The sequence below is a fragment of the Chitinophagales bacterium genome (assembly GCA_020635995.1).
In the GTDB taxonomy this organism is placed as follows: domain Bacteria; phylum Bacteroidota; class Bacteroidia; order Chitinophagales; family UBA8649; genus JAFMKE01.
On record JACJYS010000005.1, the window covers coordinates 64,954 to 90,529 of the forward strand.

The following is a 25,576-nucleotide window of genomic DNA, read 5'->3' on the forward strand; positions in this document are numbered from 1 at the left end:
TTTTTGCCACTTATTAAAACGGAGTAGAATCGTCTTCTGGAGTGGCATTATCAAAGCCATCAAAACCTTTATCAAAATCGCTTTTTTCATCTCCTTCGTTCATTTTAGACGATTTTGTAATAACATTACTTGGTCCAAAACTATCGGGCAAAACAAAACTTGAATTTCCTAAATCCTCAAACTTAGCATACTGACCTACAAATCTCGCTTTTACGGTTTTGAGCTCTCCATGTCGGTTTTTAGAAACTATTATTTCAGCTATACCTCTACAGTCATTTCCTTCTTCATCTTCTGTTATTTTATAGTATTCCGGTCGGTATAAAAATATTACCATATCGGCATCTTGCTCTATAGCTCCAGATTCACGTAAGTCAGAAAGTAACGGACGTTTATTTCCTCCCCTTGATTCTACAGCTCTACTCAACTGCGATAAAGCAATAATAGGCACGTCCAGCTCTTTAGCTATTCCTTTTAAACTTCTTGAAATATAGGATATTTCTTGCTCTCTATTTCCAGAGCCTTTGCCATCGTTAGTGGCAGTCATTAACTGCAAATAATCTATTATTATTAAAGAAACATCATGCTTAGCTTTTAATCTTCTACATTTTGCTCTTAATTCAAAAATTCCAATAGCGGGTGTATCGTCTATAAATATTGGTGCTTTTTGAAGGGTATCTATATTTTTAGTTAAATGTTTCCATTCTTTTTCAAGTAGCGTTCCTTTTCGTAGCTTATCAGATTCTATTTCTGTTTCCATTGAAATTAGCCTACTTACTAATTGGTTTGATGACATCTCTAAAGAAAAGAAAGCCACAGCTTTTTCGTTTTGCACAGCGGCATTTCTGGTTAAAGCCAAAGTAAATGCCGTTTTTCCCATACCCGGTCGGGCTGCCAATATTATTAAATCAGATTTTTGCCAACCAGCTGTTAATTTATCTAACTCTTCAAATCCACTTCTAACGCCCGTATAAAAATCGCCACCTATAGCACTTTGTCTTCTTTCATTTATATTATCTAACTCACTCATTAATACAGAACTAATACGTTCCGTATTTTTCTTCATGTTTTTTTCAGTTAACTCAAATAGCTCTGCTTCGGTTTTGTCTAATAAATCAAAAACATCTATCGTTTCGTCATAAGCATCTCGCAATGAAGTACTACTTATAGAAATCAATTCTCTTTGCAAATATTTTTGAGCTAAAATTCGGGCATGAAATTCAATATTGGCACTTGATGAAACTTTATTGGTTAAAGATGCAATATAATAACTTCCTCCCACCATATCTAAATCGCCAGTTGACTTTAGTTTGTTATTTACGGTCAATATATCTATGGGTTCATTTTCGTTATACAGCATTACCATAGCACTAAAAATTTTAGCGTGGGCATCTACATAAAACGATTGTGCTACTAATATTTCAACTATTTTATCAAAAGCTCCTTTTTCAAGCATTACCGCACCTAAAACTGCTTCCTCTAAATCTCTTGCTTGTGGCAAAAGCTTAGCGTTTTCAAGACTTTCAAGTTTGTTTCCTCTATTTTTTTTAATAGCTTCACTTAGTCGTTTATTAAAGTCTTGTTGTTCGTCCATTTATAGCTTTTTAGTTGTTTTTAAGAAAAATACACTAAAGGGAATAGTGTTTTACAGTTGTAAAAGTAAATGTTTAATTATAGCTTTTTAAACATTTGGCAAAGTAAAAAAGTTAACACTATAACGTTGAAAGAGTGTGGAAAATTTTATTATTTTTTTAAAGTTATCATGCACAGGTACTTATGATTATTCTACCGTTTTTTTCTTTGTTTGAATAAAAAAATAATAGCCAAATATGGCTGGAATTATTATATTGATTAGCCATATAGAAATTACAGACAATATGATGCCGAGTTCATTTGCTGTTAAGTTTCGTAAAATTAACATTAAAGCATTTCCTTTTACGCCTAAATCTATAAAAGGAACCGAAGGAAACATGGTATGGATAATCAACATTGTAGAAACTGAAGAAAACAACAAACTAAAAGGCAAATTGACACCAAAAAACAGCAAAATAATTGCATATTGGCATACATAAATAACATACCTCAATAAAGTAATCCCCAAAATTATAAGCAGTTGATTTTTAGGAATTTCATATTCTACGGGGTATTTTTCTGTTATTTTTCTTAATAAAGGAAATTTTGAAACCCACGATAGAACCGTTTTTAAATTGAAATATATAACACTTGTTATTAAAATAATAGCAAAAGCTAAGGGTACGGTATAGGAATCTATAGATTTTATATTGGCATGTTGCACTATAGTTTTGCCTCCCATATAAATTCCAAAGCTAAAAGTTACCAAAAATTGAGCTATGCCGCCCCAGTAACCGGCAGTTAATGCTCGCGACCTATATGCCGGTTCTAATGGTTTTAAACGCCCCACAAATTCGCCTACCCTGTTGGGTGTCATAAATCCAAAAAAAGAACCGCACAGCATACTCTGTATGGCTTGTTTCATATCAAATTTTTCATTGAAATTAGAAATTAGCTTATTCCATTTTATACTTTCTAAAAAAATATTGACAGGCATTAATACTAAAGCTATAAAAAGCAAATAAATTCTACTCCACGAAAAATTTTCGGCAAAAGCCTGTAAAAGGTTATATTTTTCAGTTCTTGTTTGAATTTGCCATGCAATCAAAAACATAAAAACTCCAAAGAGAATTATCTTTAAAAGGGTAGTTAAGAGTTTTTTTGTCTTAATTTTCAATTGAAAAGCTTAGTTTAGTGCTTTGTAAAGATAATTTTTTCCTATCTAATAAAAAACTATGGCCATTGTAGAAAAAATAATTTTAGGAATTGACCCCGGCACCAGCATATTTGGATATGGCGTTATTAGCATAAAAGGAAAGGAATTAACCCTATTATCATTAGGTAGTGTAACGGTAAATAAATATGATAATCATCAGCTCAGATTAAAATACATTTTTGAAAGAGTTCAATATCTTGTAGAAGAATATAAACCGGATGAGTGTGCTATAGAAGCTCCTTTTTACGGAAAAAATGTACAAAGTATGCTCAAATTAGGTAGAGCTCAAGGTGTAAGTATGGCGGCTGTGCTTACCAGAGATATTCCTATTGTAGAATATTCTCCAAGAAAAGTTAAACAAGCTATAACGGGCAATGGAAATTCAAGTAAAGAACAAGTGGCAGCTATGTTAAAAAGTATCTGCAAATTTGATAAAACACCTAAAAATTTAGATGCCACAGATGGACTGGCCGTGGCGGTATGCCATCATTTTCAAACGGCAAATGGAATAAATACCTCAGGAAAAGCTAAAGATTGGAGTTCGTTTATTAAAAACAACCCCGATAGAGTTAAAAAATAGGTTAGACTATTTTGTGTTAACAATTGGTATTAACTGTTAAAAGCTTCAGCTATTTTATGAGCTAATGCTGTCATTTCTGTAGCTTCTAACTGCAATTTAGGTTTAAAGAAATTAATATCGTCTTCTTTAACCAATGGCACTAAATGTATATGTGCATGAGGCACTTCTAAACCCAAAACTGCTACACCTACCCTTTTGCATGGCACTACTTTTTTTATAGCCAACGCTACTTTTTTTGCAAAAGAATGCAGCTCTAAATACAAATCGTCTTCTATGTCAAAAATGTAGTCTATTTCTTTTTTAGGTATCACTAATGTATGCCCTTTAGTTAATGGATTTATATCTAAAAATGCATAGCAATAATCGTTTTCTGCCACTTTATAAGACGGAATTTGCCCGTTTATTATTTTAGTGAATATGCTACTCATTATAAACTAATAGAAAGAATTTCAAAATCTATTATTCCTGCCGGTACTTTTATAGATACTTTATCGCCTACTTTTTTGCCCAATAATCCCTTAGCTATAGGAGATTCTATAGATAGTTTATTTTGAGATAAATCTGACTCAACAGCCGGAACAATTTGATACTTAAATATTTTATTAACCTTTAAGTTTTTAATCTCCACATTGCTCAGTAAAAATACTTTTGAAGTATCTAATTTAGACTCGTCAATTATTCTAGCTCTTGCAAAAGAATCTTCTTTTTCTGCTATTTTCTTTTCTAATAAACCTTGTGCTTCTTTAGCTGCATCGTATTCTGCATTTTCCGATAAATCTCCTTTTTCTCTTGCTTCTGCTATAGCTTGAGCTGCTTCTGCTCTACCTTTTGTTTTTAGCTCATGAAGCTCTTTCTTCAAATTTTCGTAACCGTCTTTGGTTAAATAAACGTAATTCATAGTTAAGTTTTTTATAAAACAAAAGCGTTTCTACAAAAGTAGAAACGCCTTGTGTAGTTTTTTAAATTGTTTTTATTCTATTGAAAGCTCAACTCGCCTGTTGTTGGCTCTACCTTCTTCGGTATCATTTGTATCTATAGGATTTTCTTCTCCATGACCTTTTGAGTTCATTCTATCAGAATCTATTCCTTTGCTTTCCAAATATTTTTTAACGTTGTATGCTCTTTCCATACTTAAATATTTATTGTCATCATCATCTCCTACATTATCGGTATAAGCATCTATATTTAAAGTAGCACTTTCTTTATCTTTCAATAGTTTTGCCAATTCATCTAAATTTTGTTTAGACTCATCTGTTAAATCTGCACTTCCTGTTTCAAATAAGATATTTTTAGCAATATAATCTATTTGTTCAGATTCTTCTTTTGTAAGCTTAACCGCTTTCTTTTTCTTTTTAAAGGCATCTTTACCGTCTTTTCCACTTACATCACATGGGTCTCCACCTTTGCCTAAACCAAAACGTAAACCTATACTGTGTGTTCCTCCAAAAGGATTAGATGTTCTATAAGAATAATCTATACCCAAAGAAGGTCCATTTTGCTTAAATGGTACATTTACAGAAACGCCACCGGCAAATCCGGTATAAGCATTTGTTCTTGTATCGGGGTTGTACATTCCTTGCTCATGTCTATATCCTACACGAGCCATAAACATTTCTTTAAAAGCATACTCTACGCCTCCTCCAAAATGGTCTTTTCCAAAACTATTTGAAGTAAACTGAGCTGACAATGTTAATCTGTGCAAATTATAAGCATCATTACATACATACTCCGGACCTAACCAAAAATCGTAAGACGCTGAAATATTTAATTGAGTAGGTAAATCAAATTTATTAGGTACTTCAGAACGAGTTCCTTCATAGTCTGCTCCACTTTGAGGTTCTCCTCTATATGTAAAACCATCTCCTTGGTATTTCATAGGTGTTCCCCAATTTCTTAAAGCAACTCCAAATCTAAGATTCTCCTTCTTTCCTAGTACATACTGCAATCCTAAATCAATAGAAAAACCTAACGCTCTAACATTCCCTACATTTTCAGTTATTAAACGCACTGTAGCTCCCCCATATATTCTATTAGAAAACATTCTACTATATGTTAGTCCTACATTTATAAATCTTGGTTTAAAAGTACCTAATCCATTATCCGGGTCAGGTTGCCCTACGGTAGTTCTGTATAACTCGCCAACATTTAATGATTGTAACTCAAAGCCAATAACATTATTTCCGCCTATATTACCTGCAAAACCTGCTTGGGTTACTTGTGTTTGAGAACCCTGAAACCACAATGAATGAGCTACAGCAGCTTCCATTTTATTCAAATGAGCTAAACCCGCAGGGTTTAAACGCATAGCTTCAATACCTGTTACTCTGGCGGCATACATATCCCAAAATCCTGTGGAACGTGGCCAACCGTTAATTAATAGTTCATAAGCTCCATTTTCACCTATCCTATCGGGATTACCGGCATAAGTATTTAGAGAAATTATTGATAAAAATATGATTAAAATTCTTTTCATTTATTTGAATTGAAATAGTTAATTAAAATTAGAAATTACTTACGTCAGTAGGTCTCATGAATACAACTGCTTTTGTTACTTTTTCGCCTAAATCAAAAGCATTTACATGTATAATATATGTTCCACTACCTATTGGTATTTGTTTAGAGTTGTTTAAATCCCAAGTTAAAGAGTTATCTAAATTAACTCCCTGCCCTGTAACTTGCCCAGATGTTGTTTCTGACCTATTACTTAATACTTCAGCCAATGCACCAACAGATCTATTGAATTTTCTTACTAATTTACCGTCTAATGAGAAAATACTTATTTCGCATTTATCCGGCAATCCAATAATTTTTACAACATTATCTATCTGATTTTGCTCATAAGCAGAATATGCATAATAAGGATTTGGTACTACTCTAATATTATCTAAAGCACTCTCAGCTATTTCAGTTTGATTTTCTAACGGTGCTTTTCCTACGGTGCTAAATCTGTATCTCGGTAATGAATCATTAGTTTCCGGTGTTAAAGTTTCGGCAGTAAATAATGGTTCAAAAGGCTGATTTACATTTATATTTATTCTAGCTGTAGTAGGGATATTTGTAGGAGTAAAAAACTCATATCCTTTTTCTACTATAGGAATAAACGTATAAATAATATCATCATACACATCACTTATATCAGTTGGGATAAGGGTAGTAGCACTTGTAGGAATAGTATTATTCATAAAAACTGAGTGTACTGCGTTTCCATTATCGTAAGGCGTATTAAATACATATACATAATGTCTTCCTCCCCAAAGAGGCAGGTTTGCTTCTGTTCCTATTAATGTTGTAGTGTTAGACGCTATATCACTTGTAGGGTTAAACACCATATCAACACCATTGTATGCAGATAAACTTGAGGCTTCTCCAAAAGCAATGTTTAATCTTTGCCCTGTTTCCAAGTTAATAGCATAACCCGGGAATTTTCCTTTTCCTACACCATAACCTATATCTCCAGAACGCAAAGCTCCTTTAGGTGTTCCATCAGCAGTATATAAAATATCATCTCCTGTTTCAAAAACCACACAATCTGACCATTTTGATTGGTCTGATGTTAAAACGATAGTTACACTTACTAATTTATCTAAATTGTTCTTTGGATTTTTAACTACTGTAGCGTTTGTGTTTGCAACGTCCCAGTATTCCCATCTAAAAGCAGGACCATATAAAAACTGTGGTCTTGAACTTTCTTCATTAGTACCTTCAAATCCCGGATTAGCGTAGTTACTTGCTAAACAGTATGGAGCAATTTGCCCATCTAAAATAGAAGTTCCAAACATAGTAGATTGGTCAACTTCCGGATCGTAAAAAATTTGAGATTGACTACCTCCTACATTATCATATTGGTGTGCGTCATAAACTTGAGCTAATGAAACTACTTGAGATTCACTACTTCCAGCTCTTATCCAGTTATTAGGTGTTATAAAACCATCATCTGCTATAAATGATAACCAAGGCTTGTCTATATTATCAAATACAAGCTCACTTGACAGTACACTATATACAGGATTTGAATTTAACAAATTGGTATTTTTTGGCTTAGGTATATTTACAGATACTGAAATACCATAATCTTCAATAACTTGTTCATAAGCATTATTAAATTCTCTATCTGCCTCTATCGTATCTATAGGTGTTCCACTTTCATTTGTTACAAATATTTTCCAAAAACTACTATCCGAGAATGACGATTCTGCATCTGCATATCTAACCGGAATAGTATCCATAACATTAGGTGTTACGGTTGTATCCAAGGAGTAAAGAGTGTCCCATCTAAAAGAATAAGATTCAAAACGCAATTCAAAATTTACATTCTGTAATTTTAATGGGTCTATAACTTTTGCTTTTAAAGGATCGGCTCCTAACTTATACTCTAAAACATCTTTAAATCCTCCATTAGTAATAATGTCATTTTCTGTTCCTTCAGATAATTCAATTACTTTTCCTCCATTACCTCTTCCTTCATATCTAAATACTTGAAGTGGGTCTCCCGTTTCTGCTTGTAGCTCTGTACCATTAGCTCTTGAATCTATAGCGTGAGGAATAGCCGAATATATTTTAAAATTATTTCTACCTTGCAAAAATACATCCAATTTAGGTAAACCTTGTGTAGTCGGATAAGGATTATAATCGGCATACGCATACGCAACAGCTGTAAAATAATATGGCTTATTATTCACTAAGGCATTATCTCCAGTAGCAAAGGCATCTGTAGTTACTTCTATTGTTTTATTAGTTCCCGTATTATTTCCATCTACTCTTAGTATTGCATTATATGTTCCATTTCCATTATCTTCATAATTAAAAACTTTACTTACATCATCTTCTATATCTGACTGATAAATTAATACTGCTTTTTCAGGATTAGTTAAATCCGTAGCAGTAACCTCTGCTACTTTTGTTTGATAAACCATATATCCTTGGAATCTATACAAAGAATCGTTAGTAGCTACACCATTATTTGGTAGAGGGTGAGGCTCTGCATACATTTCTCCAAAATTATTTGAACCTCTTTCATTAACTAAGTTAATAACTAATTTATTCTTTAGTTCTCTAATGGCTAAAGTAGGAGCATCTGGTCCGTCAACTATATCAAAATAATTATCAAATAAATTTTGAGCTAAATCATCAGGAGGTCCTAAAATAACATCTCTATCAAAGTTATTAACATAATTATCAGGAAATACTGTTAAAACACCTATAGTGATACGCTGAGGATCTCCTGGTTGCAAAGTAAAAGGGCCTGAATTTTGCACAAAACGTCTATCCGCAGGAGCGTTACTGCAAGATACTTCAGACAATTCAGCAGGATTAGCAGGGTTACCTGGGTAAACGTAACTAAAAGGAGGATTTCCTGTACGTGCATCGCAAGAATAAACAATAGGTAAGCCGTCTGCCCATTTACTTGTTTGATAATTTCTAAATTCTGCAGCTACGTCAGGGTCAGATTGAGGTCCTGTAGTATTATTAAAATATACAAAAGAAGATAAGCCTAATTGATTTCCGTTATCATCTAAAGGTCCCTCAAAAAAATCAATGGCCGTAATTGGTGGATTTGAGCCATACTGTCCATCTATAGCATTAGCATTATATACATATCCTATATCTCTAACCGTATCACAACCTATATAATCATCTGTAGCATCACCTAAATCCGGATCAACAAAAATACCCATATATGTTTCATACAAAGGATTTGGTGATTTTTTAATAATTTCAAATGTATAAAAAGTCATATCATTAAGTGCATTAGCTGTAGTATAAGCAAATGCTAAACAGTTAACTTGCACACCTATTACTGCTCCACCTGTTCTACCGTGTATTTGTCCATTATCGTTAATTACCCAAAATATCATTTGGTCTGCATAAGTAGGTTGAATAACTCCAAATTCATCTTTTACACCTATAATTGGGTAATCTCCTTTTCTTGGGTCGTAAATATTATTTCCATCTACATCAAAGAAAGGAGCTAAAGAACCTTCATTGTAATATTTGTCTGTTTCATTTTCTAAATAGTAGGGATTTCCTTTACCCGGCCATTTTAATACATTCTCAGGAATGTCAGCTGACGGAATGTCATTTCCACCAGCAGCATTATACAATGAAATCAATGTAGAAATTTCAGATGCAAATACTTCAAAATGCTCGTCATAAGTTTTACACACATCAAAATTCACATCTCCATACAAACCACTTAATGGCCCTGTATAAAAATCGTGCCCTTGATTTCTGTATGTTTGAGATGCACATTTTAAGTTTCCCCCATTATCTAAACCTGTAAACCATAACGCTCCTGTAAATAAAGAACTTACAGGTGTAACGCCTGAAGCAGGGTCAACCTTAGGCACTTCATATTTAGCTGTTTCTACTCCATCCCACCAAAAATCACCACCGCCTAATATTCTTGCTCTAATATTATTTATATTAATATCAATTTGGCTTGATGAAGGTGTACAATCAAATGCCCCTGTTTTTCCTGAAACGGGATTAACATTTGCATGATTTTTTCCTGAATAACCAACATACTTTTTAGCACTTACACTTGTAGCTAAAAGTAAAGTTGAAATTAAAATTATAGATTTTATCTTCATTGTTCTCATATTCATTCTGTTTAAAAATTAACTGATGCTCCTAAATAAATTCTTCTTGGCGATGAATATTTAGTAGGCGAATTTACTCTCGCTTTATACAAATCTCTATAGGCTGTAGGGTTGCTAGATGCTTCAGCTGCTTGAATTCCTGCCGGACTTTCCAAATAACCATCATCATTAGCTGTTCCAGTATATCTATATACATCTAATACATTAGCTGTACCTAATAAATTATCTATCCATAAATAAACATTAAAGTAAAGGTTTCTTTTTTCTGCATCTTCTTTCTTCTTACCGATCTCTACATTAAATGATTTGTCAATTTTTAAATCTGCTCTAAAGTTCCAGCCTATTCTTGAACCATTTATGTATCCTAATGTTACAAGTCTTGTAACCGCAGCTAAAGCTTCAGGGGATGCATCTCTTTGACGCGTATAAGGTGTACCTGAACGTGCCTGAGCTAATAAGTTGATACCAAAATTAGATAATATTTGTTTTCCTTTTTTAGAAACAGGACCATTGTAATCACTTCCCTCTCCAAAGCGGTAATCTATAGTCATATTGATAGCATGTCTTGAATCAAAATCTAAAGGATTAACCGTTCTAAAGTTTGTACCTGAATTTCTAACTACTTGTTGTTGTGTTTGGTCATCACTACCTGTACCTTCTGCAAATTGAAGTGTATAGTTAGCTGTTAATCTTATATTTTTTGTTCTTCTTAAATCATATCCAAATTCAAAACCTTTAGTATTTCCAAAGTCTATATTATCGTAAGAATAATAGAATTTAGAAGATTTTCCATTAACACCGTCAAACTTCTTAAACTGAATTAAGTTTTTAAATTCTTTATAGTAAGCAGAAAATGTTAAAGCCGAAGTTTTGGTTACTTTTTGTTTAAATCCTAATTGGAAATCAATAGTTGTTTCCGGTCTTAAATTGGGATTGTTAATTACTGTGTTTTGCTCTATAAAATAATAATCCATTGGATTCCCAATAGAACGGTTATTTATAAATCCATCAGAAATACTTGATTGAGGTGTTTGAGATAACACATCGTAATGAGCAAAGAATAAAGCATTATCTGTAATGTTAAATGAAAATTGCAAACGTGGCATAAAGTTAAATGCCGTTTTATAATTTTGAAATGCTTGGTCAATATCATAATCATCTGCCTGAGTGTCTGAAGCTTGTCCATCTGGTTTTACAGGCACTCCTTTATCTTCGCCTAATGAGTTATAGTTTTTAACTTCAACTCCTTCTTTATTATAAAATGTATTGCCATTTCTATAACCTGTTATAGCTCCACTTGTAGTACCATCTGAAGTATAAACAGCATAATCATTTCCTATATTAGAAGGATGCTCTCCTGCTTTAAATTCTCCCGCATTTAAAGAACCGAACATTGAGTATGGGTCTTTCAATACTTTTTGATTAGCGTTATAAGCATCTACTCTAAAACCTATTCTAAATGTTAAATCTTTTAATTGAAATTTATCTTCTATGTATCCAGCTGCATAAATAGGTTTAAATGGAGCAACAGGTCTTGTATGCACACCATTTTCATCTGTTTTCTTCCAAAAATCTTCAAATGAAACTTTTCCATTTACTCTATTGCCATATACGTCATATCCTCTGTAATCTCTATTAACAAAATTATTTCTAATTAACTCATCTGCACTAAAATAGTCTATACTAAAATTTTCAAGAGGTTGGTCATATACGTTAATCCATTCATTATCTGCTATGCCATTAGCTGCTCTAAAGTTTTCATCAAAATAAGATTGTACTCTTTCTCCTTTATCGTTATAAACAGTTGGTTTGTAGTAATAATAAATTGAATCTGTGAAATAGATTGCTTGTCCATCTACAGGAGTTAATTCTCCATTATTATAAAAATAAGGATTGTCCGTATCCAATTCTAAATGATTGTTAGTTAATTGTCTTGCTCCGTCCCATAAACCTAGTGGATTTAAAGCATAATGTCTCATAACTTGTTGCTGATACTCAACTCCAAATGTTAGAGAGTGTTTGTTTCTTGACTCTGCTCCCGGTTTTAAAATATCAAAACCTGCATTTATTTGTCCTCTATATTTTTCATCGTCATTATCTACGCCCACACCGTTATACTGACGTCCCGTATTAAACCAGTTAATGGAGAATGGGTTATTACTTGGTCTTTCTCCGTTTATAATAGCTTGAGTAGCTTGTAAATCTGCTACACTACCATTAAAGTAGTACTCTCCATTAGCGTCTTGTTTTACACCCGGTCCTTGTAAATCATAATAAGCGGTGTTATAATTTGAACCATATCCGTTTACATCTGAAGGGGTATAATATACTGCCGTATCAGCAAAGTTTGTTAGCTCCCAGTACTCACTATTAGCACTTTCTTCAAATACCGGTGCTCTGTCTGTTCTAAAGTTTCCAATATATCCATAATCCCAATAGTTTTTACCGTGGGTATCATCTTCATAATCTCTTCTATATTTCTCAAAATCAAACTGAACTTGATAAAAAGCATTTTGAAAAGCAGATTGTTTATCGCCTTCTTGTTTTTCTTTATTAAAATTTTGTGTGAAACGGATATATGTTTTATAGTTTTGAGTAGTATATAATGGGTTGTTTTCAAAGTTTAATAAAGCATAATCTTCTACCCATCTGTGTTCTCTTTTATATTCTATATTTCCCCCAACAGTTAAAAATTTACCATCACCTAGTCTAAAATCTAATTTTGCATTACCTCTAGCTTGGTGTCTAACGGTATTTCTTTTTATTTTATTTACTTCTAATGAATCTGCCGTTAAATCTTGTGCTCTTACTTTTATTACGCCATCTTCTATACGCAATGGTTGTTCTCTCATGCTTTCAAATATGTCGTCTTTAACTTTATACATATCTACAGATGAAGGTTTAGGGTCTTTATCTCTTTGATATTCTAAGTTAACAGCATAACCAATAACTGTTTGATCTTCTTTATTTTTTAATAATGGACCAGCTAAATTAAAGTTCACTAAGTCAAATCTCCATCTATCTAAAGAACCTTGATATTCAACGCCTCCTGTTATTTTTCTAGCTCCACCTTTAGTAGATATATTGATAACCCCGGCAGTTGCATTACCAAATTTTGCAGAAACACCACCTGTTATAATGTCTATTTGCTCTACAGCAGATACCGGTAAGTTTACGTTTCCGCTTACTCTTATACCATCTACGTAGTAAACAACAGCATCACCTCTACCACCACGTATATTTATACCTCCATCTTTATCGGTTTGTTGTACACCCGCAGTTGTAGATGCTATGTTTGCAATATTTCTGGTAGGTAAATCGGCAATATCCTCTGCTGTTACTGTGTTTTTAGATGAAGTTTCCCCTGCATCTATCAAAGGAACTTTATATTGAATTACCACAACTTCTTCTATAACTTGCTCTGTGGCAGCCATTTTTTTATCTAAATATGTGGTTTGGTCGTTTTTTACTACCACCCCTACTTCTCTTACGGTTTGATAACCAACTGTAGAAAATTGAACATCATATTTTCCAGGATTTAAAGGTTTAATAGAATAAAAACCATCAAAATCTGTAGTTGCACCAATACCAGTAGGCACTCCACCCTCTACTATTGCTACCGAAGCAAAAGGAATACCTTCTCCGTTTTCATCTGTAATTTTACCACTAATCTCCCCACTTTGTGCCATGGCAACAATAGAAAAGATAGACATTAACAGTACTAAAATATAATTTTTCTGCATATTAAATTGTTTAACATTATTTTAACAACGACCAAAGTTATAAATATTTTTAAGAAACATTAGCATTTTAGTGTCATAATATTAAGAGAATTTTAACAAAAAGTATCAAAAATTAGTCTAAATAGGCGTTCCCGAGAATTTTATTACTTAAAATTTTTGCCAACTTATATTTTGATTGGTGTGTCCAGCCTGCTATATGAGGCGACACAATGACATTTTTATGAGAGAATAATTCTTCATACATCTTCTTTTCCTCATTTGTATAGGTCTGTAGTTTTTCATTCTCAAAAACGTCTAAGCAAGCACCTAATATTTTTTTATTGTTTAATCCATTTGTTAAATCCTTGGTGTTTACCACTTTACCTCTTGAGGTATTTATTAAGTAAAAAGGATGCTTCATTTTATTTATAAAACCCTCACTAAAGTAATAATGGGTTTCTTTATTATATGGTACATGAAAACTTAAAACTTCCGCTTCATTATATATGTCTTGAAGATTAACCTGTTTTGCATATTTATCATCTTCTGTTTTTAAATATTTATCATAAAATAAAACTTGTACATCAAAACCATATAGCTTTTTTGCCATGACTTTGCCTGTATTTCCATATCCTATTAAGCCTATGGTTTTTCCTTTAAGCTCTTCTCCCCTTCTCTGTTCTCTTTGCCAAATAAAATTTTTTACTTCATTATTGGCATATATTAATTGGTTAAACAAACCAAGCAACATTCCTATGGCGTGTTCTGCTACGGCATCTCTGTTCCCTTCAGGCGAATTATATACTTTTATTCCTTTGCTTTCGGCATAAGGTATATCCACTATCTCCATACCACTACCCAAGCGACCTATAATTTTCAACTTTTCAGCTTTATTTAAGAATTGTTTATCTACATTAATTTTACTATTTATAATGAGTATTTCATATTCTGCTATTATTTTTTCTACTTCTTGCTGCTGAATATTAGGCAAATAGGTACACAGATAGCCTGCCTTTTCTATATCTTCTATCAATATATTGTGAACACTATCTGTAATTAATGCTTTTTTGGGGGTCATAAATAATTTGATATTACGCCCATAAATTTACAACTTGTTTGTGTATAATACCGATTAGGAATATATAATAGTCTAATATCAGCTTATTAGATGTATTAAACTAACGGTATTTACCATTGTAAATGAAGTAATTTGATGATTGGGATTACCGTATGCATGGCAATGACGTTTTGGGGAAGGTTAATAAATCTACCATGTTCGTCATACTTCTACCTATCGGTAGACAGGTATCGGCAGACACGGTGCGGAGGCAGGTATCTCAATATCAGTTAACACAGTTTTGTTGTAAGGTATTTCTGCTTCCTTAGGAATTGTAGTGTGTTTATAAGATTTAATACAAAAAACAAATATCTCATTTCTCTAATCTTATATAACTAATTTTAGGATTATCAGATTTTACATAAATCGTAAACCTTTGTTCTGTAGAACTAAAGTCATTTTTAAACTTATAACGATGTTCTCTTCTTACCGTATCCCCTTCAATGAGGTAATCAAAACTTACTAACTGACTTCCCTTATCATACACTGCTGTCAAAGGCAATGAAGTAATTGTATCAAAAGCAGAAGAATCTATGATTGGCTCTGTAAAAGACATTATCGAAAAAGAAGGATTATCAGAGTCATAATACACGTAATACTTTTCCCCATCAATTACAAAAGGGTAATCAGATTTAGACAATTTAACTTTATACACACGCCCCTGTACCAGATATTTCCAAGTAATATATCTAAACCCTGAGTACACTATTCCTTCAACTTTAATCCCCTTTTTAGGTAGATTACGGTAATTAATAGTTTTTACTATTGCAATACTCATTACTACCGAGAACAACACAAAGGCGAAAATATTTTTTCTCTGTGGTCGGCATCCCTGCTGATTTTCACTTCTTTTTTTCATACTCATAACTCAAATGTAAGTATTTTTTTATTTATATTTGATTAAATAGGTAGAGCGTTTCCACTACTCGTGCCACCACTTGGAGTGGCGGCACGAGTATTTCATCCTTTGTACTATGACTATAAAGAGATTGCTTCACTCCGTTCGCAAAGACGAACCGATATGAGTGCGTTTTTGCGAGTGAGGCACGAACAAAGCAAACTTAAGTACAACCGTCATGCCTCTACCTATCGGCAGACACGGTGCGAAGGCAGGCATCTCAATGTCAGATAGTGCAGTTTTATTGTAAGGGATTACCGCCTTCGTGGCAATGACGTTTTTGGGGAAGGTTTTTTCTATCTCGTACGTCTTTACGATGAGTGTAGTGAAACGGAACGAAGAAGTAATCTTTTTAGACAGAATTTAATTTACACTCCCAATCGCTGTTAAAACTCCCCACCTCCATCATCGGTAAATGTAGGTTTTTTAGCTTTATAGTTGTTTATTTTATATGATAATGACAATATAATACTTGGTGCTTTTGGTTTATTTACTCTGCTATAATCAAAGTTTGGCCCACTATTTATACTTTGCCTTTTTACTGTTCCAAAAATATTTCTGCCCTGCAAACCTATTTCTAATTGTTTGTTTAATAAACTTTGTCTAAATCCGGCATCAAAACTTAATATATATTTATCTTTTCCTTGTGCCGTAACTATAGGACTTGAATAAGAGGCATTAAACTGAAACTTTGTATTTTTCTTTATGGTAAAATAGTTATTCCATCTAAAATTATACGAAAAACTACTTCTATCATAACTAATATTTTGGTAGCTTCCTTTTAAATTAAAGTAAAATAAATTTGCCATTAAATCGGTATTCCACCATTTAAGTAATAAATAGCTCAAGCTTGATTCTAAGCCTACAGAGTTTGAAACACCTACATTTTCCGGACGTTGTAGTGTTAATTGATAATCTACGGGCAGTCTGATAAAGGAAATTACATTTTGCTCATTCCTAAAATACACTTCATTGCTCCAAGTTCCTTTTTTGCTAAATGTATATAACCAGCCCAGTTCTACACTATGAATATACTCCGGCAATAAATCGGGATTTCCACCCCACAATGTATTGGCATCGGAATAAATAACATTAGGTTCTAAATACCACGGTCGTGGTCGGTTTATTCTTTTAGAATAGTTTAAAAACATCTGGTGTTTATCATTAAACTGATAAGAAAAATACGTTGATGGGAATAAATCTAAGCGTTTAACTTTATAGGTGGTATTTAAGTTTTTAGATTCTATGGTTCTATTGGTATGCTCGCTACGCACACCTATTTGATAGCTCAACTTTTTCCATTTGCTTGAAAAAGTACCATAAAAAGCTCGTATATCTTTACTGTTTTTTAAATCGCTGTAAAACTGATTTTGCTCGGTAAATTCATTGGTATTTACGTCTAAAATATAAGCTATATTTTCGTCTTGCCCTTTTGAAAGTTCTTGCAAAAAGCCAAATTCAAACTTACTATTTTCACCTACGGGAGCAGTATAATCTATATTTATTCTCAGTCGGCTTGAAGGACCTTTTTCTTCACTTTTTGTGTTGAAAATCAATTCATCATTATCTTCTCTTTTATTGTCTATTTGTTCTAAAAAATTTCTAAAATTATAGTTGACACCCGCTTTTAATTCGTGTTTATTTTTAAAAGTATTGCCATAATTTAAAGCAAACTCGTGAAATGGACCTTTACGTAAACTTTCATTATAATTGGTGAAACTTTCCTCTTCTCCGGTAGTTCTATTTATAAATTGATAGTCTAATTCATCATTTGACAACATTTTAAAAGCACCGTATCTGTAGCTTACACCTATAAAACTATTGTCCGTTATATCGTATTCTATACCTGCATTTATATTATAGCGTGTAAAACTTCTTTTTTTACTTCCATTATTAATGGTGCTTACAGTAGTATCATTTAAAGTGGTGTTCATTACAGATTCATAAGTGCCGGGATGCCCCATGTGGTTATAATTTCCCGACAATAAAAAAGTAAATCTCTTTTTCTTATAAGAAAGCGTAGCATCTCCACCATAAGTATCCCAAATTCCCCCTCGTACATTTATAATGCCACTAAAACCTTCTAATTTTTGTTTTTTAGTTATAATATTTATAATACCACCTGTTCCTTCTGCATCATATTTAGCCGATGGATTGGTTATTATTTCTATATTTTCAATAGTGCTGGCAGGTATTTGCTGTAAAGCATCATTGGCATCTAAAACAGAAGGGCGACCATTTATAAAAACTTTAAAATTGCTACTGCCTCTTAAAGAAACATTGCCATCTATATCTGTTTGAACCGAAGGAACTGTAGCTAAAACATCGGCAGCAGTACCGCTACTGGCAGCTATATTTTTATCTACATCCACTACTTTTTTGTCTAATTCATATTTAACTGATTGTTTAATGGCTGTTACCTCCACTTCGCCTATTACATCTGCATCTGCTCCTAAGTAGGTTACGGGCAAAACTATTTTAGGATTGCTTGGACTTAACACCAAATTTCCTATTTTTTTAGATTTAAAACCTATGAAAGATACATCTACATAATAATTCCCGGGTTTTAGATTATCTAAAGTAAACTTTCCTTCTAAATTGGTAACTAACCCTGTTACAAGACTTGAATCGGAGGTATTATAAAGCGAAACTGTGGCATACTCCATCACTTGTTTTGTATCATTGTCTTTAACTATGCCAGATATGCTAAAATTACTTTGAGCTAAAGCTGATATTACAAACAAATTACTTATTATAAAAAATGTAAAAATTCTTTTCATTCAATTCATTATTGTGGCTAAAGATAAAATTGAAAATTTATCCTCAAAATAAATTATGATTATCTTAATTTATTTTAACTTATTAATGTCTAATTCTGTTTTTAAAGGTGGATATCCCAATGGAAGTTTTTGTAGGGTTTCTACTACTGTTTTGGCTATGGTATAATCTTTATACCAGTTTTGGTCGGAGGGTACAATATACCATTTTGCATATTCTTGGGTATTTTCTATACATTCATTATAATATTGCATATATAAATCCCATTGAGCTCTGGTTTCCCAATCTCCATCGCTGTGTTTAAAAAACTTTTCGGGATTTTTCATTCTGTCCAGCAAATCTTCTTTTTGTTCTTCTTTGCTGGCATTTAAAAAGAATTTTAGGATAATGGTATTGTTATGTTGTACAATATTTTCAAAATCGTTAATTAATTTAAACCTCTTTTTAGCCGTTTCATCATCTGTTAGTCCCAATACTCTGGTAACTAAAACATCCTCATAATGAGAGCGGTTAAAAATAGTAATTTGCCCTTTGCTTGGTGTGTGCCGGTGTACACGCCATAAAAAATCGTGAGCCAATTCTTCTCTTGTGGGCTGCTTAAAAGATGCTACGCTAATTCCAAAGGCAGGAATTTCAGAAAAAACTCTTCTTACTACGCCATCTTTTCCGCTGGCATCCATTCCCTGCAAAATAATAAGCAAGCTATATTTTTCTTGTGCTCGCATTTTGTGTTGCAACTCTGCCATTTCGGTTTTTAGCTCCTTTGTTTCTTTTTCTATATCTTTTTTGTCAATAGTTTTAGGTGCTTTAGTATCTAATTTTTGTATCTGCATATAACAAAAGTAAAAAATATTTTACATTAATTCTGAACGCTTATTTCGCCAGCCAAAGCTCTGGATTAGTTTTTTCAGTACCTTTCCATATTTCAAGGTGTACTTTGCTTTCGCCATTATCGGTATATACTTTTCCTATTTCTTGCTTGGTTACTATATTGTCGCCAGCTTTTACACTTACCGTTTTTAGGTTTGAATATACCGTAAAATACTCTCCATGCTTTACTATTACTGAATTTTGCGTAGCCGGCAAATAAAAAGAGTTAATAACTGTACCGTTAAATAAAGCTCTAACTGTAGCATCTTTTTCGGTTTTTATATCTACGCCATTATTGTTGGTATAAACTTCATGAAGCGTAGGATGCTCGTGTTTTCCAAATTTACTAACTATAAATCCTTTGCCTACAGGCCAAGGTAATTTCCCTCTATTGTTTACAAAATCTGTAGAAATTAATTTTTCTTCGGGAGTTAAAGCTAAACCTGTAGTGCTTACCGTTTTTCCTTTTGCTTTAGCTTCTTTGGCAGCTTTTTCTTTAGCTAAGCGTATTTCTTCGGCTATTATTTTTTGTATTTGGCTGTTTAAATCTTGAGCCGCTTTATTTTTATCTTTAGCTTGCTGTTGTAGTTTCCCCTCATCTTTTTTAAGCTGGCTAATTAGCGAGTTTTTTTCATCTTGCTCACTTACTAATTGCTTTTTTTGTGTTTCTTCTTCGCCTAAAAGAGCTTGTTTGTTGGCTTTATCTTCTTTTAAAGTTTCTATTTTATGGTTTAAATCGGCAATGGTACTTTCTATTAATTTAGATTGATTGCTTCTTGTTCTGGCATAACTTTGCAAGTAAGTAAGTCTTTGAATAGCTTGGTTAAAACTTTCAGCATTTAGTATAAATGACAAATAACTATTGCCTTTATACTTATTATTATAAGCATTTTGAACCATTACGGCATAGTCTTTTTTTAGCTGCTCTATATCTTTTTTTAATGAGGATATTACGGTTTCTTTATCGGCAATTTTTTCGTTCAGTAGGTTTATTTGTTCATTAATGTTGCTTATTAAATTTTGTCGCGAATTTATTTTGGTTTTTATGCTGTTTAGTTGCCCTAAATAATTACTTCTTTCTTGTTTGTTTTCTTTAATTAATGATTCAATTTCTTTTAATTCTTTCTGTATTTTGTTGTATTGATTTTGCAGTTTTTCTTTTTTGTTTTGGGCATTTGCATTTAATGAAAAACTAAAAAGTAAAACAATAATAAATATTATTTTAGCAACTATATTTTTATATGAAAGGATAATTTTATTCATTATTTTTTTAGTCTTTCAGGAACAGAAAAAGGAAAATCTAAGTTACTCTCTTTTTTTACTTTAGAAAAATTGAGAGCTAAACGCATATTGTTATTTCCATCGGAAAAAACCATATCTCTTAAAAATGCAAAAAGCTGATTTTCAATTATTTTATAGTCGTTATAAGTTAAATTTACTCTTCTATTATTATTGGTTTGGGTAAATAAAGCTCTGCTGTATTTGTAATCAAAATCAATAAAATAAGTAGCGTCTATATCTTGGTTTTTTTCTTTTATTACGTAGTTGTTTTTGTCTAATTCTACTTTATCTTTTCCACTGCCTGAAATATTAAAAGTATTGCCTACTAATAAATTTTCTAAAAAAGGTAAATCCACACTAAAAGGTATATATCTATTAATATACTCAAAAGTTTGATCTTCGTAAGAATTAGAAAGTTTATTTATAATTTGAACTCTATTGGGTTCTATAAGCACTCTGGCACCTTCTATACCAAATGGACCAGTAAGCGATAGCCAAATAGTTTTGTTGTGTTCTATTCTTATGTTTGCCGTAAAATTTTGATTAAAACTGCCGTCATCAAAATTAACACGAGCTTTTGCCGACAAATATTGGTATTTAAAATCAGCTTCGTTCATATTTTTTAATAAAACTTTGCTACTCGGAATTTTACTTTTTGAATCGCTTAAAGTTTTACTGTTTTTGCAAGCAGCTAACAGTAAAATAGAAAAAAATAGAGGAATAAGAAACTTATTCATACAATTTGCCCTCATCTATTTTTTGCTGTAAAAATTCAGAGCCTTCGCCATATTCTTTAGCTTCTTTCCATTTAGTTAGTGCTTCGCTTTTTTTGCCTAATTTATATAGTATATCGCCTAAGTGTTCTAAAAGTGTATCGCTTGGTTTTTCTCCTGCCGAAATTGCTTTTTCTTGATATTCAAGAGCTTTTTTATAGTCGCCTTTTTTGTACAAAATCCAAGCATAAGTATCTAAAAAAGAACTGTTGTTAGGTTCTAATTCATTAGATAATAAGCTCATTTCTGCCGCTTTTTCAAGTTTATCGCCACGCAAGGATAAATAATAACTGTAATTATTTAATGAATAAGCATCTTTTGGGTTGATTTCTAATGCGTTATCAAAACTTTCATCACTTTTTTCATATTCTTTAGTGTCATTATAAGCATTGCCTAAATTAGCATAAAACTGACCTTTTAGCAGCTTGTTGTCTCCTGTCATTTTTACACCTCTGTTATATGCTTTTATAGCTTCTTCATTGTCTTTTAATTGCTGATTTGCCATGCCGTTAAAAAAGTAAACCAATGCCTGATTAGGAAAATAGATTTTAGCTTCTTCCGTTTTATTTTTTAGCTCTTCATAGTTTTTTAAATCGCTATTAATAAAAAATATTTGCTGCCATACAGAAAATACATCTTTTTGTTTTTCTATAGATTTATTATAGTACTCCAGTGCTTTTTCCGGTTCATCATTTATATTTCTTAAATCACCAGCTATAGAATAGCCCTTGGCTTCTTGTGGATGAGCTTTAATTAATAAATCGGACAGGGTGTAGGCATCTTGTATGTCGTCTTTTCTTTTATCAAAAAACTGAATATAATTATAAAGCACGCCAATCTTAGCATCTATAGGAATATCGGGGTTAGAAAAAGCTCTTTCTTGGTAGTATAAAGTTTTTTCTTTGTCGCCTTTAGTGCTGTAATAATCGGCTAAAGAAGTTAAGGCAACAATATTGTTTGGGTCTTGTTTTAAAATTTCCTCATAAGTTTCTACGCCTTTTTCTTCTTGACCAATTTCTATATAATATTCGGCAATTTTGTTTTTCATTTCCAAATCATTAGGGTCTAAAGAGTAAACTTTTTTAAGCTCGTTTAAAGCTTTTTCTTTTTCGCCTAATTCATTATATAGTTTCTGTTTTTGCAAAGAAATATCAGGTTGAATACCTACTTCTTTTTCTAATTCGTCATAAACGCCAAGTGCTTTTTTGTATTCTTTACCTAAAATATAGTAATAAGCCTCTCTATATGAAAAATCATAAAACTCAGGATTTTTTGCTCTTAATTCATGATAAATTTTGGCGGCTTCTGTAAAACTACTTTGCGTAGCTAAAACATTAGCATAAAACTGTGCATACCATATATTATCGGGCGAAATGGCTAATGCTTTCTGAATACTCGCCTTAGATAAGTCATATTTTGAGCCCAATTGTTCTATTTGAGCCATTTCATAATAAGCGGCATCAAGTTTAGGATTTTGTTTTACAGCTTTAGCAAAATTTTCGTAGGCTAAATCTATATTTCCTACTATTTTTTCCCTTTGTCCATCAAAAAAAAGACGTTCAGCACTTAGTTCATTTCCTGCATCATTAAAAACATAAGTTACTTCTTTATCTTGTTTTTTATTTTTCTTTTTTTTCTGTGCAGATAGCGGTAGTATGCCTAAGCACAAAATGCATAAAAGAACTAATTTTAAGTTACGCTTCATAGTTTATATTTGTATAATCTCCAAGGCTATGATTTTCGGCTTTTCCGTTTAGCACAACTTTATTGCCTATCATAGCTCGGTCTAATATAACGTTTTTAATAGTGCTGTGTGTTTGTATTATAGAATTTTTAACAATACTATTTTCTACTTTGGTGTTTTTGCCTAAAGAAACATGTGGTCCAACAATGCTGTTTTTTATAGTTACGTTTTCGCCTATAAAGCAAGGTTCTATCACTATACTATTCTCAAAATTAGTAGAAAACTGCAATTTTTCTTTGCCTTTTGCATTTTCCAGCACTCTTTCATTAGAGTAAACACAGGCATCTTTATTGCCACAGTCTAACCATTCTGTAACCGTGCCCGGCACAAACTTAGCTCCTTTCTTCTTTAAGTTTTCAAGAGCATTAGTTATCTGAAATTCTCCTTTTTCACGCAAATCATTATTTAGCAAATATTCTATTTCTGTTTTTAAAGCTTTACCGTCTTTAAAATAGTAAATTCCTATTATAGCTAAATCGGAAACAAAGGTTTCGGGTTTTTCTACAAAATCGGTAATAGTGCCTTCTTTGTCTAATTTTACAACACCAAAAGCTTTAGGGTCTTCTACTTTGCTTACCCAAATAACGCCATCTTTAGAGGTATCAATTTTAAAATCTGTTCTAAATAAAGTATCGGCAAAAGCTACAATAATGTTTCCATTAAGGCTTTCTTTAGCACAATATATGGCGTGGGCTGTACCTTCCGGGCTGTCTTGATAAGAAATAATACCTTTTGTTCCCAAATTTTTAGCTACGCTAAGCAGTTTTTCTTCCGTTTCTCTGCCAAATTCTTCACGTATTACAAAGTTTATTTCTTCTATATCTTCATCTATAGTTTGTACTAAACCTTCTACTAAACGCTGTACAATAGGCTTGCCGGCAATAGGCACCATAGGTTTTGGAATAGTTAGGGTGTGCGGACGTAATCTTGAGCCCCAGCCCGCCATAGGTATAATAATTTTCATTAGTTAATTTTTGTAATTGGGGCAAAGATAGGTATTATACCATTAAAATAGTTCAGACTATTTTGGATTTTACAGCCCACAAAAAAAAGCTCCTAAGAGAGGAGCTTTTTTTTTATTTTCAAAAGTGTGTGTGTTGTTATTCCATTATAACGTACGAGAAGCTTTCATTATTTAGCATTTCAATATTGCTAAGTTCAGTTACAACTCCCGGCTCGTATGCTATACCATTAAATTTAATAATTTGAGCTTCGTTATTTTTCCAATATCCTTGGCTATAAGAGTACAAATTAGTTTCAGCATCTTTTACCCATTGACCATCTACCCAACTACTATTATCTAATTTTTCTACGTAAGCACCGTTTACCCAATAGTATTTACCTGCTTTTAGTTCGTAATGACCTTTTACATATATGTGGTCAGCACTTGGTGCTTCAGGTATTATTTCATTGCTTACTTTGTCTTCTAAAGGAGTAGGTAGTCCTTGTGCTTTAGCAACTGTGAAAGAAAAGAAGAAAACTGCGATTAAGATTGTTAAATTTTTCATGTTTGTGCGTTTTTGATTTAGTAAGGTTTACGGCAATGTTTTTTATATTGTTTCAAATAGTTTCTTTTTTTTTCAAAAAAAATATTTTTTATTGAGAAACCTATGTATATATCTTTTGAAACGCTATTATCAATTTAAAACAGTATAAACTACAGGGAGCGTATAGTGTAATAATACGTTTATATCAAAAACACTCGTGCCACCATTTGGAGTGGTGGCACGAGTATATCTTTTAAAAAAAGTTCAAAACGCTTTTTTACTCTTCATAATAAGTTGTACCCTTATCTTCTTTCTTTTTAAACATATATACAAAACGGAAAGTAAGAGCATTATGATACCAACCGTTTCTTCTTGCTTTTGAGCCAGGGTCGGGAGATGCTAAAATAGAATTTAGCGAATAGTTTACTTTTAAATTAAAACCAAATCTTTTTTTAAGTATAAATGTACCACCTGCCGTAATACCAAATTCCCATTTTTTAGGGTCTGTACTTACTAAATTAATAGCATTTCTGGCTTCATTTCTTATTAGCCTACCAAAAGTAATACCTGCACTAAAAATAGCCACTTCTTTTTCGTGGTAGTTAAATAATACGGGAATTTCAACATAATCCATAGTATATTTCTTAAAAGAAGTGGGATTATTATTTTTAAAAGCCTCTTGGCTTCCTTTCATTGAGTATGAAATTTCTATACTGTTAGAAAAAAATGGCTTATACATAATATATGTTCCCACTCCGGCATTAGCTCCCACTTTTCTGTAGCCCGCCATTCTATCGCCTGCTATCTGCGATACATTCATACCTGCTGCCAAGTACCCAACAAAGAGCTGTGTGTCCCTCTGTTTTTTTTGAGCAGTAAGCAAAAATGGAAGAAGCATAATAAAGCCAATCAGAATATTTCTCATATTGTGTATATTTACTT

18 protein-coding genes are annotated in these 25,576 nt (G+C 32.4%); 1 reads left to right on the forward strand and 17 read right to left on the reverse strand.

Annotated features, from left to right (window positions below):
• Nucleotides 1-13: 13 nt before the first annotated feature.
• On the reverse strand, nucleotides 14-1,591 hold the full coding sequence (gene dnaB / locus H6578_08790; protein ID MCB9227244.1) for a replicative DNA helicase: 1,578 nt from the start codon (nucleotides 1,589-1,591) through the stop codon (nucleotides 14-16).
• A 186-nt stretch (nucleotides 1,592-1,777) separates the two neighbouring features.
• Nucleotides 1,778-2,683 (reverse strand): flippase-like domain-containing protein, encoded by a 906-nt coding sequence (locus H6578_08795; GenBank protein MCB9227245.1) that lies wholly within the window; start codon nucleotides 2,681-2,683, stop codon nucleotides 1,778-1,780.
• A gap of 121 nt (nucleotides 2,684-2,804) precedes the next feature.
• On the opposite strand from H6578_08795, the gene ruvC reads away from it, so the two are divergent.
• Nucleotides 2,805-3,365 (forward strand): crossover junction endodeoxyribonuclease RuvC, encoded by a 561-nt coding sequence (ruvC, locus tag H6578_08800; GenBank protein MCB9227246.1) that lies wholly within the window; start codon nucleotides 2,805-2,807, stop codon nucleotides 3,363-3,365.
• 29 nt (nucleotides 3,366-3,394) lie between these two features.
• On the opposite strand, the gene H6578_08805 is transcribed toward ruvC, so the two are convergent.
• From H6578_08805 to H6578_08875, 15 genes are all read right to left on the reverse strand, one after another.
• The gene (locus H6578_08805) at nucleotides 3,395-3,793 is read right to left on the reverse strand and encodes an HIT family protein (protein MCB9227247.1); all 399 of its coding nucleotides are present in this window, start codon (nucleotides 3,791-3,793) and stop codon (nucleotides 3,395-3,397) included.
• Complete coding sequence (gene greA / locus H6578_08810; GenBank protein MCB9227248.1) at nucleotides 3,793-4,263, reverse strand: transcription elongation factor GreA; 471 nt, start codon at nucleotides 4,261-4,263, stop codon at nucleotides 3,793-3,795. Before greA ends, H6578_08805 begins: the two co-directional genes overlap by 1 nt.
• Nucleotides 4,264-4,335: 72 nt before the next feature.
• On the reverse strand, nucleotides 4,336-5,838 hold the full coding sequence (locus H6578_08815) for an OmpA family protein (GenBank protein ID MCB9227249.1): 1,503 nt from the start codon (nucleotides 5,836-5,838) through the stop codon (nucleotides 4,336-4,338).
• 28 nt (nucleotides 5,839-5,866) lie between these two features.
• Complete coding sequence (locus H6578_08820; protein ID MCB9227250.1) at nucleotides 5,867-9,970, reverse strand: hypothetical protein; 4,104 nt, start codon at nucleotides 9,968-9,970, stop codon at nucleotides 5,867-5,869.
• 5 nt (nucleotides 9,971-9,975) lie between these two features.
• Nucleotides 9,976-13,707, reverse strand: a complete 3,732-nt coding sequence (locus tag H6578_08825) for a carboxypeptidase regulatory-like domain-containing protein (GenBank protein MCB9227251.1) — start codon at nucleotides 13,705-13,707, stop codon at nucleotides 9,976-9,978.
• Nucleotides 13,708-13,819: 112 nt separating this feature from the next.
• Nucleotides 13,820-14,764, reverse strand: a complete 945-nt coding sequence (locus tag H6578_08830; GenBank protein MCB9227252.1) for a hypothetical protein — start codon at nucleotides 14,762-14,764, stop codon at nucleotides 13,820-13,822.
• A gap of 352 nt (nucleotides 14,765-15,116) precedes the next feature.
• Nucleotides 15,117-15,662, reverse strand: coding sequence for a hypothetical protein (locus tag H6578_08835; GenBank protein ID MCB9227253.1), 546 nt, complete (start codon nucleotides 15,660-15,662; stop codon nucleotides 15,117-15,119).
• Between the two features lie 425 nt (nucleotides 15,663-16,087).
• Nucleotides 16,088-18,481 (reverse strand): TonB-dependent receptor, encoded by a 2,394-nt coding sequence (locus H6578_08840; protein MCB9227254.1) that lies wholly within the window; start codon nucleotides 18,479-18,481, stop codon nucleotides 16,088-16,090.
• Nucleotides 18,482-18,550: 69 nt separating this feature from the next.
• Nucleotides 18,551-19,312 (reverse strand): polyphosphate kinase, encoded by a 762-nt coding sequence (locus tag H6578_08845; protein MCB9227255.1) that lies wholly within the window; start codon nucleotides 19,310-19,312, stop codon nucleotides 18,551-18,553.
• 40 nt (nucleotides 19,313-19,352) lie between these two features.
• Nucleotides 19,353-20,612, reverse strand: coding sequence for a peptidoglycan DD-metalloendopeptidase family protein (locus tag H6578_08850; protein ID MCB9227256.1), 1,260 nt, complete (start codon nucleotides 20,610-20,612; stop codon nucleotides 19,353-19,355).
• On the reverse strand, nucleotides 20,612-21,367 hold the full coding sequence (locus H6578_08855) for a DUF4292 domain-containing protein (GenBank protein ID MCB9227257.1): 756 nt from the start codon (nucleotides 21,365-21,367) through the stop codon (nucleotides 20,612-20,614). Before H6578_08855 ends, H6578_08850 begins: the two co-directional genes overlap by 1 nt.
• Entirely contained in the window at nucleotides 21,360-23,108 is a 1,749-nt protein-coding gene (locus H6578_08860; protein ID MCB9227258.1) for a tetratricopeptide repeat protein, read from the reverse strand. Before H6578_08860 ends, H6578_08855 begins: the two co-directional genes overlap by 8 nt.
• Nucleotides 23,098-24,111: a nucleotidyltransferase gene (locus H6578_08865; GenBank protein ID MCB9227259.1), complete on the reverse strand. Its 1,014-nt coding sequence runs from the start codon at nucleotides 24,109-24,111 to the stop codon at nucleotides 23,098-23,100. Before H6578_08865 ends, H6578_08860 begins: the two co-directional genes overlap by 11 nt.
• Before the next feature lie 136 nt (nucleotides 24,112-24,247).
• The gene (locus H6578_08870; GenBank protein ID MCB9227260.1) at nucleotides 24,248-24,655 is read right to left on the reverse strand and encodes a hypothetical protein; all 408 of its coding nucleotides are present in this window, start codon (nucleotides 24,653-24,655) and stop codon (nucleotides 24,248-24,250) included.
• 256 nt (nucleotides 24,656-24,911) lie between these two features.
• Entirely contained in the window at nucleotides 24,912-25,559 is a 648-nt protein-coding gene (locus H6578_08875; protein MCB9227261.1) for a PorT family protein, read from the reverse strand.
• Between the last annotated feature and the right edge of the window lie 17 nt (nucleotides 25,560-25,576).

What these genes read in the sequence shown, in the direction of transcription:
- H6578_08840 (MCB9227254.1), bottom strand. Translation starts at nt 18,481, where the DNA reads ATGAAAAGAATTTTTACATTTTTTATAATAAGTAATTTGTTTGTAATA.
- H6578_08845 (MCB9227255.1), bottom strand. Translation starts at nt 19,312, where the DNA reads ATGCAGATACAAAAATTAGATACTAAAGCACCTAAAACTATTGACAAA.
- H6578_08830 (MCB9227252.1), bottom strand. Translation starts at nt 14,764, where the DNA reads ATGACCCCCAAAAAAGCATTAATTACAGATAGTGTTCACAATATATTG.
- dnaB (MCB9227244.1), bottom strand. Translation starts at nt 1,591, where the DNA reads ATGGACGAACAACAAGACTTTAATAAACGACTAAGTGAAGCTATTAAA.
- H6578_08825 (MCB9227251.1), bottom strand. Translation starts at nt 13,707, where the DNA reads ATGCAGAAAAATTATATTTTAGTACTGTTAATGTCTATCTTTTCTATT.
- H6578_08865 (MCB9227259.1), bottom strand. Translation starts at nt 24,111, where the DNA reads ATGAAAATTATTATACCTATGGCGGGCTGGGGCTCAAGATTACGTCCG.
- H6578_08835 (MCB9227253.1), bottom strand. Translation starts at nt 15,662, where the DNA reads ATGAAAAAAAGAAGTGAAAATCAGCAGGGATGCCGACCACAGAGAAAA.
- H6578_08870 (MCB9227260.1), bottom strand. Translation starts at nt 24,655, where the DNA reads ATGAAAAATTTAACAATCTTAATCGCAGTTTTCTTCTTTTCTTTCACA.
- greA (MCB9227248.1), bottom strand. Translation starts at nt 4,263, where the DNA reads ATGAATTACGTTTATTTAACCAAAGACGGTTACGAAAATTTGAAGAAA.
- H6578_08860 (MCB9227258.1), bottom strand. Translation starts at nt 23,108, where the DNA reads ATGAAGCGTAACTTAAAATTAGTTCTTTTATGCATTTTGTGCTTAGGC.
- H6578_08875 (MCB9227261.1), bottom strand. Translation starts at nt 25,559, where the DNA reads ATGAGAAATATTCTGATTGGCTTTATTATGCTTCTTCCATTTTTGCTT.
- H6578_08855 (MCB9227257.1), bottom strand. Translation starts at nt 21,367, where the DNA reads ATGAATAAGTTTCTTATTCCTCTATTTTTTTCTATTTTACTGTTAGCT.
- ruvC (MCB9227246.1), top strand. Translation starts at nt 2,805, where the DNA reads ATGGCCATTGTAGAAAAAATAATTTTAGGAATTGACCCCGGCACCAGC.
- H6578_08820 (MCB9227250.1), bottom strand. Translation starts at nt 9,970, where the DNA reads ATGAATATGAGAACAATGAAGATAAAATCTATAATTTTAATTTCAACT.
- H6578_08795 (MCB9227245.1), bottom strand. Translation starts at nt 2,683, where the DNA reads ATGTTTTTGATTGCATGGCAAATTCAAACAAGAACTGAAAAATATAAC.
- H6578_08815 (MCB9227249.1), bottom strand. Translation starts at nt 5,838, where the DNA reads ATGAAAAGAATTTTAATCATATTTTTATCAATAATTTCTCTAAATACT.
- H6578_08850 (MCB9227256.1), bottom strand. Translation starts at nt 20,612, where the DNA reads ATGAATAAAATTATCCTTTCATATAAAAATATAGTTGCTAAAATAATA.
- H6578_08805 (MCB9227247.1), bottom strand. Translation starts at nt 3,793, where the DNA reads ATGAGTAGCATATTCACTAAAATAATAAACGGGCAAATTCCGTCTTAT.